This window comes from Bradyrhizobium sp. 192 (assembly GCF_023100965.1).
GTDB lineage: Bacteria > Pseudomonadota > Alphaproteobacteria > Rhizobiales > Xanthobacteraceae > Bradyrhizobium > Bradyrhizobium symbiodeficiens.
On record NZ_CP064690.1, the window covers coordinates 4,813,495 to 4,825,919 of the forward strand.

The following is a 12,425-nucleotide window of genomic DNA, read 5'->3' on the forward strand; positions in this document are numbered from 1 at the left end:
CAACCTCGGCTTCCATGACTCGATGGAAGCCACTGTGGACCCTTATCCCGGGGTCCCGATTGGATGCCGATCACCCCGAAAACGGGGTCCTTATTCCATGCCGAAACACAGGCCGAAGCCGGAGTCATCCCTGAAGAGCGTGTCGACGTTGGACTTGCCGTCTCTCGAGAGCTCTTTGATCGTGACCCGACCCATCAGGCCGCGCAACACGCTCGTCAGCTCTTTCAGAGCCGCGTCATGCTGCTTGGAGAGCTCGTCGCTCTCCTTCGCCTTCGAGAACTTTGCGATGTAGCGATCGCGGAGGTCGAGATAAGACTGCTCGGGCGCTGCGGCCTGGACGGGCGCCGCCAGGACGATCAGGCAGAGCAAGGCATAGGATTTCATGGGGATCCGCGGAACTGGGGATATCTCCCATCTTTGTGGCCCTGCGAAACCGGAAGGTTCATCCCGACGACCGTTTCACCGTGCCCTACTCCGCCGGCGTCAGCTGCCGGCTCAGCCGCATCGCAGCGGTCTCGCGCACCCGAACCCGGGCACGGCGCTTGCGCCACCAGATCACGACGCCGGTGACGGAGAGCACGGCGACCACCAGCCCCATGATCGAGATCAGGATGCGGCCGAACAGGCCGACGATGCGGCCCGAATGCAGGGGGAATTGCGCCTGGACGAAGATGTCGGCGGCGGTGCCGACCCAGGGCAGCCGTTCGCCGATCGGGCGGCCGTCCTCGCTGTCGTAATAGAGCTGGGCCGGGCCTACGCCGCCGGCGCCGTGATCGTCGCCGGGGTGGAAGAAGGCGGCGGCGTAGACGCCATGAGCCGGGCCGTAATTGATCGAGCCGACCGGGATGGTCCAGCCGCGCGCCTTGCCGTCGGCGGCAGCGCGTGCGGCAATGTCGGCGAAGCTGACCTTGGGCTCGATGGGATCGTCGAGATCGCGATAAGGCCGCTGCTCATAGGGTGTCGGCGTGTAGTTCGACACCATCTTCATCAGCGGCGAGAACACCTCGAAATAGAGGTTCAGCGAGAACGCCGTGAAGGCGATGACGAACAACACGCCCCAGGTCCAGAGACTGAAGGCGCGGTGGATGTCGAAATTGATCCGGTAGGCGCTGCCGGAGGTCTTGATGGTCCAGGCCGGCGCCCATCGCGCCCAGAAGCCGCGCTCGAGCTGGCGCGTGACGGCAGGTGCCCGCGCCGCCTTGGCCCGCCGGCGCGACGGCAGCGTCAGATAGAAGCCGACGAAGCAATCGATGGTCCAGATGATCGCGATGACGCCGAGCACGCGCATGCCCCAGCGGTCGCTGCCCCAGAATTCCGGAATGTGCATCGTGTAGTGCAGCTTGTAGAGAAACGAGACGAAGTTTTCCCGCGTCACCGGCCACACCGCGCCCCAATAGCGGCGGCCCAGCTCCGCGCCGGTGTTGGGATCGAGGAAGACCTGATTGTAGTCGAGCGCGTAGCGCTTGCCGGTCGCCGGATCGATCCGCGGCATCACGAAGAACCACAGCGAATGGCCCTCCTCCGGCGTCATGAAGAGGTAGACGACGCGCGCACGGGGATCGCGCTGCTCGATTGTCCTGGCGAGCTCGATCGAGGGGATCGCCGGGCCTTTGCTGCTGACGTCGAACAGATGGCTGTTGAGGACGTCGTCGAGTTCGTGATCCCAGGAGATGATCGCTCCGGTGATGCCGGAGAAGAACAGGAATCCGGCCGTGAGCAGTCCCGCCCAGCGATGCAGTCTGCCGAATATCGCTCTCATGGTTGTCTTTCACAGAGCTTCGACGCCGTCATGGCCGGGCTCGTCCCGGCCATCCACGTCTTGCGGCGACGCTCGAAGAACGTGGTTGCCCGGGACAAGCCCCGGGCATGACGACGTTTTGTGGAGGACCATATCTGCCTGCTCTGGCCATCGATCACCGTGTCTACTCACCAGCGGTAAGTCAGCTTGCCGATCGCCTTGCGTCCCTCCGCGTAGAAGCAGCCCGACAGGCTGTAGCAGGCGGCGACATAGCGGGTGTCGGCAAGATTGGTGACGTTCAGCGACAAGCGCCAATTGTCACGGGTGTAGGCGAGCAGCGCGTCGAGCACGGTCGCCGATCCCACCTTGAAGGTGTTGGCATCATCGCCCCAGGTCGCGCCGACATAGCGGATGCCGCCGCCGAACTGCAAGCCGCCGAGCAGCCCGTTCTGGAGCGTGTAGTCGCTCCACAACGAGGCGCGGTTGAGCGGCACGGTGACCGGAGCCTTGCCGACATTCACCGGATCCTGCGTGACCATGCCATCGACATAGGCAAAGGCGGCACGCAGGTTCCAGCCGTCGGCGAGCGACATCGTGCCTTCGAGCTCGATGCCGCGCGATTTCACCTGCCCGGTTTGCTCCGCGATGTAGAGCGGCGGTGCGTAGGTGACGACGTTATCGCGTGTCAGGTCGAAGGCCGCGAAGGTGAACAGCGCATTCCAGCCGAGCGGCTGGTACTTGACGCCGACCTCGTACTGGACGCCGGTCTCGGGATTGAGCATCTGTCCGGACGCGCCGGTCGCGAGCACCGGCAGGAACGATTCCGAGTAGCTGAAGTAAGGTGCGATGCCGTTGTCGAAATTGTACATCACGGCCGCGCGGCCGGTGAAGGCCGATGCATCCTTCGCGACAGTCGTGTTAGCGAGGCCGCTGTCGACCTGCGTCGTCACGAAATCCTGGCGGCCGCCGAGCTGGAACGACAACCGGCCGAGCTTGATCTGGTCCTGGGCATAGAGGCCCACCTGCGACTGCTTGACCCCGGTATTGTCGCTCATGGCGCCGACGGTCCAGTCGTAGCTATAGGCCGGATTGAAGACGTTGATCTCCGGCGCTGACGTCGTGACCGAGAAAGCGGTGTCGCGGAAGGAGGTGTTGCGATAGTCGACGCCGACCAGCGTGGTGTGGCTGAAAATGCCCGTGGTGAACTTGCCCTGGAGCTGATTATCCACCGCGAAGGAATTGATGTAGGAGTTGCTGTAGCTGCCGAAGCGCGCGAGCTGCCCCGCGGCCTCGTCGGTGTAGCCGCCGCCGTAAAACACCTTCTCCTCGTTGTGCTGATAGGCATAGCGCAGGTTCTGCCGGAACGTGATGTTGTCGGTGAAATTGTGCGAGAGCTGGTAGCCCGCGGTTGCGATCTCGGTGTTGAAAGCGTTGAAGCTCGGCACGCCCGCGAAGAACGAGACCGGGATGGTGCGGCCGTTGTTCGGCCACACCGTGCCCGAGGCCGGCAGGAACTGCAGGCCCCACCCTGCCCGGTCGCGCTGGTAATTGGCGAGCAACGTGATGGTGGTGTCCTCGTTCGGCTTGAACGTGACGGCGGGCGCGATGAAGACGCGGTTGTCCTTGGTGAAGTCGACCTGGGTCTCGCCGTCGCGGACGACGCCGGTGAGGCGCCACAGTACCGTGCCGTCCTTGTTGGCGGAGCCGCCCATGTCGAACTGGCCCTGATAGCGGTTGAAGCTGCCGCCGGAGACTGAGACCTCGCCGAACTGCTGCGCCGTCGGCAGCTTGGTCACGTAGTTGAGGATGCCGCCGGTGCCGCTGCCGCCGTACATCGCCGATGACGGGCCCTTGAGCACCTCCAGGCGCTCGGCGCCGTAGGGACCGAGGCCGTTGAAGTGCACGTAGTTGCTGGAGGGGATCCGCAGGCCGTCGACGTAGAGGCCCGACATGGTGGTGTCGAAGCCGCGGATCTGCAGAGCGCCGAAGCGGGTGTCGGAGCCGCCATTGACGTCGCCGCTGACGCCGGCGGTATAGCGCAGGGCCTCGCCGATCGAGACCGCGCCCTGGTTCCTGACCTGGTCGGTGGTGACGACGGAGACCGACTGCGGGGTTTCGATCAACGGCGTATCGGTCTTGGTTGCCGTGCCGCTTCGCGTCGCAACGAAACCGCGCACCGGACCATTGGCGCGTTCGCCCGTCACGCCGTTCGACGACGCCGACTGGGTCGGCGTGGCCGGCTGCGCGGGAGAGCGACGATTGGCGCGCGAGGTGCGTGTCGCCGCCCTTCGCGACGAAGCAACCGCCGCAGGGCGGGCGCGCTGAGTTGGCGCGTCGACGGTGACGGCGGGAATCTGCGTCTGCGCCTCCACGGAACCAAAGGGAACCACGAGCGAGAATGTACTGACCGCCCCGAGCAGCAGCACCCGAATCTGTCGATGGCGCGTGTCCCCACGCGAAGAAAATTGGAAGTCGGTCACGTCGTTTTAGGCCCCACGCACTGCCGGCTTTGCCGGTATCATTTTTGATGACCCGCCCTAACTCAGGCAATTTGCGAGTGCGATAGGAACGCCGTTAGAATTTCTCCAGACCTGTGTGCCGCACGTGCGACGAATGCGCTCACGCGCAATGCGCTGTCGCTTCTTTAGAATTGGAATATTTCCAGACTGACTTGGCAATCTGTTTGAGACGCCGCCGTATGCGATGGCTGCATCGCGCGATCAGCGTTGCGAGCGAAGCAGAAGGCGCGAGCCGTTGAAGGTTACGCTTCGGCCGCGTGACAACAGGTTGCGGCGGTGCTCTTTTCGCCGGCTACCACGCTGCGGCTATTGCGGTCCGGCGGGATGTCGCCGGCAGCATTGGCCGCGAAGAAGCCGGTCGGCTTCAGTATGAATCCGGCGTATTCGACCGGCATGATCGGAAAGTCCTCGGGCTTGCAGACATGGGTGTGGCCGAAGGAATGCCACACCACAATGTCGGCATTCTCGATGTTGCGGTTCTGCGCGGCGTAACGCGGCAGGCCGTCGCCGCCGGCATGGACGTTCGGATAATCGCCGCTGGCGTATTTCTCGGCGGGATCGAATGCAGTCACCCAGACATGCTTGGTTGCAAAGCCGCCGCGCTTGCGCACATAGCTGCCCTCCTGCGCCAGCATCAAGGGGCTTGGATTGACCACGAGCTTGTAGGCCGGCGCGCCGCCGACCGAATTGGTCTCGTTGGGATTATTGATCTTCCAGAACCGGCCGGTCTCGCCGTTGGCAACCGCCGCGGCATCACGCTCGCGCGACAGCACGCGCGTCGTGGTGTCGAAGACGTTGCCGTGCGGATTGTCGTCGCCCCAGGGCCGCGGCACGAACTCGTGCTCCGTCACCGTGTTGCCGCCGCCGTCGAGATCCATGTGCAGGCGCACGTTGAAGAAGTGCTGGTGCGTTGGGCCGCCGAGATTGTCGTCGACCATGCCGCCCCATTTGTAGGTCTTGCCTGACGGCACGGCGGCGGTCTGGATGATGCCGGTGAGTTTTGTCTCCAGCTGGATCGTGCCGTCCTGGTATAGATACCAGTAGAAACCGTAATCGTAATTGCCGACAGTCGCGAAGAACGAGATCACGAGCCGCCGGGATCTGCGGACCTCAAACAGGCCGTTGCGGAATTCGTAGTGTTTCCAGGCAATTCCGTAGTCTTCTTCATGCATGCAGATCGCGTTCTGCATGACGAAGGGCTCGCCCTTGTTGTCGGCGGCGGGCACGTCGAAATAATGGATGTTGCCGAGACAGTCGCAGCCGAGCTCGAGCGCGTTGGCGAGCATGCCGAGCCCATATTCGCCCGCATCGAACGCCGACTTCCAGAAATGGTTCGCGGTCGGGTCCGCGTAAGGAACCACCATCTCGGTGACGCTGGCGCGATGGATCAGCGAGCGCTTGCGCGCGCCGTCCTGGTAGGCGAGCTGATGCAGCACCAGGCCCTCGCGCGGCGTGAAACCGACGCGGAAGCTCCATTTCTGCCAATCCACTTTCCAGCCATCGACCTTGAAGCTTGCACCCTCGGGCTGCTCGATATGCAGCGGCTTGATGTCGGTGCGCGGATTGGTGACTTCATGCGCGCCGTAGTTCCGCTTCTTGCGCGGGATCGGCACGATCGGATCTGCGTCCGTGAGATCGATCACCTTACCGGCGATCAGGTCGACCACGGCCACCACGCCCTCGATCGGGTGGGCGTAGCCGTTGTCCTGCAGATGCTCGCGGAAAAAGCTGACGGCGCGCACGATGCGGGCGCCGCGCTCGTACTCGAAATCGAAGAAGCCCGAGGAGAACGGATCGACCTGTACCAGTTCGATGTCCTTGTCGGTCAACCCGCGCCGAACCATCGCCGCGCGCCAGCCGGGATCGGCCTTCACCACGGCCTCACACTTGAAGAATTCCTCCAGCATCACCGGCGGCTGCCCATAAGGCGCCTCGCGGTTCGGAATGACCTTGCGGCCGACCATCTCACTGCGGCCGAGATCGACGATGTGCTCGATCGCTTCGCCCGTGGTGATGTCCAGGGTCAGCGCGAAGGCGCGGCGCCCTGCTGCGCCCGCAGCCAGCTCCTGCCTGGTCGGCTCCTCCAGCCGCACCGTCGGGAAGCGGCAGTTTTCCGGCGAGGCCGCAGCGGCGCGCACCAGCGTGCAGGCGGCCGCGATCTCCTCGGCTGTCAGCGGATCGAGCGGATGCGGCGTCGCGGTCTGCGCGGGGGATTTGGCTTTGACGGTATCGAGCATGGTGATGTCCAGAGGTCAGCGCGGGGCAAGATGCGCGGTGATGGCGCGGAAGGCGGCGAGCCAGCGATGGTCGAGCGGAATGTCCATCGCCTTCGGCTGGGTCGCGAGCTTAACGATGACGGTGTCGGTGGCCGCGTCGATGTAGAGCCACTGGCCGTGGATGCCGATCCCGGCCAGATCGTTACGTGAGGGATCGATCGTGTACCATTTGCTGCGGTAGCGGGCGCCCGGGAAGATGTCGGCGAGATCGCCGTCGGCCCAGGCCTTGGGATCGCCGTTCTCGTGGATGTCGTCGATCCACCAGCCCGGCACCACCTGCCGCCCCTCGACCACGCCGCGGTTGCGGATCATCTCGCCGAAGCGCAACAGGTCGCGCGCAGTCACTGAGAGCCCGCCGGCGATGCGGCCCATGCCGTGGCCGTCAAGCGTCATGGAGCCGTCTTCCTCGGCACCCAGCGGCTGCCAGAGATAGTCCGACAGGATGCGCGGATAAGGCATGCCGCAGGCACGCTCATAGAACCAGCCGAGCACCTCGGTATTGGTCGAGACGTAGTGGAATACCTTGCCGTGCGGCTTGCCGGTGCCGCGCAGCGTCGTCAGGTAAGCACGCTGATTGCCGGGCTCGACGCCGGGCGGCGGCACGTCCCAGCCCGAGGAGAAGCGATAGCGCGCGACATCGCCCGCGGGATCCTCGTAGTCTTCCTCGAACTTGATCGCGACCGCCATATCGAGGACGTTGCGCACGGTGCAGCTGCCATAGACCGAGCTCTCCAGCTCCGGCACGTAGCGCACCACCCTCGCCTCCGGATCGAGCAGCCCACGCGCGGCCAGCACGCCGCCGAGCGTGCCCGCGACCGACTTGCTGATCGAGCAGATCAGATGCGGCGTGATCGCGCTCATGCCGTCGCCGTACCATTCGTGGATCAGCGTGCCCCGCTGCATGACCAGCAGCGCATCGCCAAAGGTCTCGCGCAGCGTCGCCTCGATCGTGGTCGGCTTGCCGTCGGGTGCCGTGAAGCCGAGCTTCTGAAGCTCGTGCGGCGCGCTCGGTATCGGCGTCGGACGCGCGGAGCGGCGGACCTCCGCGGTCGGCAGCACTTCGCGGGTGTGGGTAAAGCCCCAGCGGATCGCCGGAAAGCTGCGCCAGTTGGCGCGCGTCACCTGGGCCTCGGGCGCCGGCGGGCTGCCGCGCATGACATCGGTCGGTCGCATCTCGATCCTCCGCGAAGTGCCACCCCGACTGCGATGTCGGAACGGCAGGACGCAAGCCTGCACCGCGGCGTCGTCAGGCGTTATCGAGATCCGGCAATATTTTGCTGGACTCGAGCGTCGGGCGTGCCAGTCTGGGCGCTATGCCCTCTGGTTTGGGCTGATCATTTTCCACGTATCGTCATGATCTTGAGCGCAACTCCTCCGATTCAGGACTCGGCTGCCAGCCTGCTTCAGGTGAGCAGCACGGATGTCGACGAACACTGCGGCGGCCTCGGCCGCTGGCGGCTGAGCTACGATCAGATCAGCGCTGGCTCTTTCCGGGGCAGCTTCACGCAACTCTCCCTGCCCCACCTGGAGGTGTTCCGCGAGATCACCAGCCAGCAGGTCCGCCAGTACGGCCAGCTCGGTGCCGACAGTTTTGGCATCGGCCTGCCCTGGCACGGGGATGGCGAGGTCAATTGCAACGGCGCCAGCGTGGCCGGCGCCCAGGTCATCGCCTGCGTCGACGCAGAGGTCGACATGTGCACACCGAAGGCGTTCGAGCTGCGCGGCGTCGTCGCCAGCGCGGCCCTGATCGAGGAGCTGGCCGCCCGCCTCGACATCGCGCTGCCGCGCGCCGTCTGGCATCAGCTGAGGGTCATCGAAATGGCGGAGGCGCCGGTCTTGCGGCTGCGCGCCCATCTTGCCGCGATCTACGAGACCGTCTCCGCCGCCCCCAAACGGTTCGACGATCCCGTGGCGCGGCAGGCGCTGGAAGACGCGCTCCTCGTCGAGATCATGGACATGCTGCCGACGGCGCGCACCAGCGATCCCGGCCGCAGCGCGGCTGCACGGAGGCGAACCGTCGATCGCGCCCGCGAGTTGATGCATGGCAGCGGCGATCGCTCGCTCTCGCTGCTGGAGGTCTGCAAGGCGGTTGGCGCCAGCCCGCGCAAGCTCGGCTATTGCTTCAAGGAGGTCTTGGGCACGAGCCCGATGCACTACTGGCGGGCGATGCGGCTGAACCGCGTGCGCCGTGACCTCAAGCGCGCCGGCGGCATCGAGACGTCGATCTACGACATCGCCGTGCAGCACGGCTTCTGGCACTTCAGCCAATTCTCGCTCGACTACAAGCGCCACTTCTCCGAAAAGCCCTCGGAGACGCTGCGGCGCGCCAGGCTGGCCGCCTGACGCGCTCGTTCGCCTTGTCAATGGGCTGGCATAATCTACCGCCCCTTGAAGCGCGGCTTGCGGCGGCCCAGGAACGCATCGACTCCCTCTTTGTGATCCTCGCTGAGGCTGGCGAGCGCGAACTGGTCGACGTCCATGTGGCTGGCGAGATCGTCCAGCGCATGCGCGAGCCGGTTGACGGTCAGCTTCGTCATCGCGACCGAGAGCGGCGGCTGCGCGGCGACCTTGCGGGCGAGCTCCATGGCGGCATCGAAGGCATGGCCGGGATCGACCACCTCCTCCACAAGACGCCACTCATGGGCCTCGTCCGCCGAGATGCGCTGGTCGGCCAAAATCACCGCCTGCTTGGTGCGGGCGGGTCCCATCAGATGCAGCATGCGCGGGATGCTCTGCCAGCTCATGTTCATGCCGAGCCCGATTTCGGGCACGCGCAGATGCGCATCGCGGCCCATGATCCGGAAGTCGAGCGCGACGGCCAGCGCGACGCCGCCGCCGACACAGAAACCCTCGATCGCCGCGATCGTGATCTGCTCCATCTCCTGCCAGGCGTGCGTCAGACGCGGCCCGAGCTTGAGGTGCCGCCGCAGGGTGCCGAGATCCATCTCCTTGCGCGAGCGCCCTTCGGTATCCTTGAGATCGAAGCCGGCGCTGAACGCGCCCGAGCTGCCGGTCAATACGACGACCGACGTCGCGGAATCGTCCTCGAAGCTGCGCGCCGCCGCGGTGAGCTGCCGCAACGCCTCGGGCGACAGGGCATTGATGCCGTCGCCCCGATCGAAACGCACCACCGCAATCCGGCCCTCGGGCCCGAGGCCCTTTTCGATCTTCACGTAGTCCGTCAACGAAATCTCCCCTCTGCTTTGCGGCAATGCTAGCCTACATCCGGCCTCACGAATACGGGACCCGGTTGCGCCGCAGCGCATACTCGACAGGCCCGGGCCATTGCGCTTATCTTCGCCACCATGAGCCATGATCACGACCACCATCACCACCACGATCACGACCATTCCGAGCTGTCGGAGACCGAGCTGCGCGTGCGGGCGCTCGAGACAATCCTGACCGAAAAAGGCTATGTCGAGCCGGCCGCGCTCGACGCCATCATCCAGGCCTATGAGACCAAAATCGGCCCGCATAACGGCGCCCGCGTCGTTGCCAAGGCCTGGACCGATCCGGCGTTCAAGAAAGCGCTGCTGGAGGATGGCTCCAAGGCGATCGGCACGCTCGGCCATGTCAGCCGCGTCGGCGACCATCTCGTCGTGGTCGAGAACACGCCGCAGCGCCACAACATGGTCGTGTGCACGCTGTGCTCCTGCTACCCCTGGGAAATGCTGGGATTACCGCCGGTCTGGTACAAGGCGGCGCCCTACCGCTCGCGCGCGGTGAAGGACCCGCGCGGCGTGCTCGCCGATTTCGACGTCAGCCTGCCGAAGGACGTGGAGATCCGGGTGTGGGATTCCACCGCCGAGACGCGGTTTCTGGTGCTGCCAATGCGCCCCGCAGGCACCGAGGGGTGGAGCGAGGAGCAGCTCGCCGAACTCGTCACGCGCGATTCCATGATCGGCACCGGATTCCCGCGACAGCCGGGGGCGCCGTCATGAACGGCGTGCACGACATGGGCGGCATGGACGGGTTCGGCAAGGTCGAGCCGGAGCCGGACGGGCCGATGTTTCACGCGCATTGGGAAGAGCGTGTGCTGGCGATGGTGCGCGCGATGGGCGCGGCCGGTGCCTTCAACATCGACACCTCGCGCTTCTATCGCGAGACGCTGCCGCCGGAGGTTTATCTCTCGAGCTCCTATTACAAGAAATGGTTTCTCGGTCTCGAGGAGATGCTGATCGAGAAGGGCTACCTCTCCCGCGAAGAGGTCGCCGCCGGCCATGCGATGCAGCCGGCCAAGGCGCTCAAGCACGGCAAATTCGATCTCACCCAGGTCGAGCGCGTCATGGTGCGCGGCAAGTTCGGCCGCACGGCGCCTGCGCCCGCCAGGTTCAACATCGGCGATCGCGTGCGCGCCAGGAACATCCATCCGGCCACGCACACGCGGCTGCCGCGCTATGTCCGCGGCCATGTCGGCGTGGTCGAGCTGAACCATGGCTGCCACGTGTTTCCTGATACGGCGGCGATGGAGCGCGGCGAACATCCGCAATGGCTCTACACGGTCGTGTTCGAGGGTCGCGATCTCTGGGGCGAGGACGGTGATCCCACCCTGAAGGTCTCGATCGACGCCTTCGAGCCTTATCTGGATCCGGCGTGATGAGCAGTGCGGCAGCGGCGGTCGCGACGGCGGCCATTCCAAGCATTCCCCGCGATGACGACGGCCCGGTGTTCCGCGCACCTTGGGAGGCGCATGCCTTCGCGATGGCCTTGACGCTGCACGAGCGCGGCGTGTTCACCTGGCCGGAATGGGCGGCCGCCCTCGCCGCGGAGATCAAGCGCGCGCAGGCGGCGGGCGATCCCGATACGGGCGAGACCTATTATCTGCACTGGCTCGCGACGCTGGAGGGCTTGGTTGCGCGCAAGGGCGTTGCGTCGACGGAGACGCTGCATCGCTATCGCGATGCCTGGGACCATGCGGCCGATCGCACCCCGCACGGCAAGCCGATCGAGCTCAGGCCGGAGGATTTTGGGTAGGTCGCGCTGCACTCGTGTCCCGGAAAGCTGCAACGCGCAAGCGCCGCGTCCGGGCACGCGAGAAATGCGTGGCTCCTATCGCCCCGCCACGAACTCCCGCCATCCCTTCGCCCGCAGGCTGCATGCCGGGCACTCGCCGCAGCCATAGCCCCACTCGTGCTGCGCGCCGCGTTCGCCGAGATAGCAGGTGTGGGAGTGCTCGCGGATCAGGTCGACCAGCCCCTCGCCGCCGAGATCCTGCGCGAGCTGCCACGTCGCGGCCTTGTCGATCCACATCAGCGGTGTATGCAGCTCGAATTTTCTGGCCATTCCCAGCGACAACGCGGCCTGCATGGCGCGGATGGTATCGTCGCGGCAATCGGGATAGCCGGAATAATCGGTCTCGCACATGCCGCCGACGATATGCGTGATACCGCGCCGGTAGGCCAGCGCCGCGGCGAACGTCAGGAACACCAGATTGCGGCCGGGCACGAACGTATTCGGCAGGCCGTCAGCGCCCATTGCGATCGCGACGTCGCGCGTCAGCGCGGTCTCGGACACCGCCGCCAGCGTCGGGATCGACAGCGTATGGCTCTCACCGAGTTTTGCCGCCCAATCCGCACGCAGGCCCTTGATGCCGCCGAACAGCCGCTCACGGCAGGTGAGCTCGATGGCGTGGCGCTGGCCGTAGTCGAACCCCAGCGTCTCCACGCGCGCAAAACGGTTCAGCGCCCAAGCGAGGCAGGTGGTGGAATCCTGGCCGCCGGAGAACAGGACCAGCGCGGTTTGTGATGAAAATGCGTCACTCATGGCCCGCGCTTTAGCACTGCGGGCGCTCCTCGCCAATTGGCGGCCATTCGTTGGAAATCCGCCCGTTCCGCGCGCCCGCGCTGGGAACGGCGGCCCGCTTTTGGCATAAGGCTTTGGACCCAGGAGACC

The 12,425-nt window shown here is 65.4% G+C and carries 10 protein-coding genes and 1 pseudogene; 4 read left to right on the forward strand and 7 right to left on the reverse strand.

Annotated elements, in window-relative coordinates; all coding sequences use genetic code 11:
- Positions 1-111: 111 nt before the first annotated feature.
- The 5 genes and pseudogenes from IVB24_RS22015 to IVB24_RS22035 all read right to left on the reverse strand — a co-directional run.
- Positions 112-384: pseudogene (locus tag IVB24_RS22015) on the reverse strand (hypothetical protein); the annotation flags it as partial.
- 85 nt (positions 385-469) lie between these two features.
- Entirely contained in the window at positions 470-1,759 is a 1,290-nt protein-coding gene (gene fsrB / locus IVB24_RS22020) for a siderophore utilization protein FsrB (protein WP_247768681.1), read from the reverse strand.
- Positions 1,760-1,926: 167 nt separating this feature from the next.
- Entirely contained in the window at positions 1,927-3,915 is a 1,989-nt protein-coding gene (locus IVB24_RS22025) for a TonB-dependent siderophore receptor (protein WP_247774151.1), read from the reverse strand.
- A 584-nt stretch (positions 3,916-4,499) separates the two neighbouring features.
- Positions 4,500-6,494, reverse strand: coding sequence for a primary-amine oxidase (locus tag IVB24_RS22030; protein WP_247768683.1), 1,995 nt, complete (start codon positions 6,492-6,494; stop codon positions 4,500-4,502).
- A gap of 15 nt (positions 6,495-6,509) precedes the next feature.
- On the reverse strand, positions 6,510-7,706 hold the full coding sequence (locus tag IVB24_RS22035; RefSeq protein ID WP_247768685.1) for a serine hydrolase: 1,197 nt from the start codon (positions 7,704-7,706) through the stop codon (positions 6,510-6,512).
- A gap of 180 nt (positions 7,707-7,886) precedes the next feature.
- Between IVB24_RS22035 and IVB24_RS22040 the strand changes: the two genes are divergently transcribed.
- Positions 7,887-8,876, forward strand: coding sequence for a helix-turn-helix domain-containing protein (locus IVB24_RS22040; RefSeq protein WP_247768687.1), 990 nt, complete (start codon positions 7,887-7,889; stop codon positions 8,874-8,876).
- Positions 8,877-8,911: 35 nt separating this feature from the next.
- Here IVB24_RS22040 and IVB24_RS22045 read toward each other — a convergent pair whose 3' ends face one another.
- A complete protein-coding gene (locus tag IVB24_RS22045; protein WP_094974176.1) occupies positions 8,912-9,718 on the reverse strand; it encodes an enoyl-CoA hydratase/isomerase family protein in 807 nt (268 codons plus the stop codon).
- 120 nt (positions 9,719-9,838) lie between these two features.
- On the opposite strand from IVB24_RS22045, the gene nthA reads away from it, so the two are divergent.
- From nthA to IVB24_RS22060, 3 genes are read left to right on the forward strand one after another with little or no spacing between them, the layout of a single operon-like run.
- Positions 9,839-10,474, forward strand: coding sequence for a nitrile hydratase subunit alpha (nthA, locus tag IVB24_RS22050; RefSeq protein WP_247768689.1), 636 nt, complete (start codon positions 9,839-9,841; stop codon positions 10,472-10,474).
- Positions 10,471-11,130, forward strand: coding sequence for a nitrile hydratase subunit beta (nthB, locus tag IVB24_RS22055; RefSeq protein WP_247768691.1), 660 nt, complete (start codon positions 10,471-10,473; stop codon positions 11,128-11,130). The genes nthA and nthB overlap by 4 nt, the downstream gene beginning before the upstream one ends.
- Positions 11,130-11,507, forward strand: a complete 378-nt coding sequence (locus tag IVB24_RS22060; RefSeq protein WP_162308544.1) for a nitrile hydratase accessory protein — start codon at positions 11,130-11,132, stop codon at positions 11,505-11,507. The genes nthB and IVB24_RS22060 overlap by 1 nt, the downstream gene beginning before the upstream one ends.
- 75 nt (positions 11,508-11,582) lie before the next feature.
- Here the strand turns inward: IVB24_RS22060 and queC are convergent, their stop codons facing one another.
- Positions 11,583-12,296, reverse strand: coding sequence for a 7-cyano-7-deazaguanine synthase QueC (gene queC / locus IVB24_RS22065; protein ID WP_247768693.1), 714 nt, complete (start codon positions 12,294-12,296; stop codon positions 11,583-11,585).
- Positions 12,297-12,425 lie beyond the last annotated feature (129 nt).

Bases quoted from the DNA above. Each gene is read 5' to 3' on its own strand.
- IVB24_RS22030 (WP_247768683.1), bottom strand. From the start codon at position 6,494: ATGCTCGATACCGTCAAAGCCAAATCCCCCGCGCAGACCGCGACGCCG.
- IVB24_RS22040 (WP_247768687.1), top strand. From the start codon at position 7,887: ATGATCTTGAGCGCAACTCCTCCGATTCAGGACTCGGCTGCCAGCCTG.
- IVB24_RS22035 (WP_247768685.1), bottom strand. From the start codon at position 7,706: ATGCGACCGACCGATGTCATGCGCGGCAGCCCGCCGGCGCCCGAGGCC.
- fsrB (WP_247768681.1), bottom strand. From the start codon at position 1,759: ATGAGAGCGATATTCGGCAGACTGCATCGCTGGGCGGGACTGCTCACG.
- IVB24_RS22060 (WP_162308544.1), top strand. From the start codon at position 11,130: ATGAGCAGTGCGGCAGCGGCGGTCGCGACGGCGGCCATTCCAAGCATT.
- queC (WP_247768693.1), bottom strand. From the start codon at position 12,296: ATGAGTGACGCATTTTCATCACAAACCGCGCTGGTCCTGTTCTCCGGC.
- nthA (WP_247768689.1), top strand. From the start codon at position 9,839: ATGAGCCATGATCACGACCACCATCACCACCACGATCACGACCATTCC.
- nthB (WP_247768691.1), top strand. From the start codon at position 10,471: ATGAACGGCGTGCACGACATGGGCGGCATGGACGGGTTCGGCAAGGTC.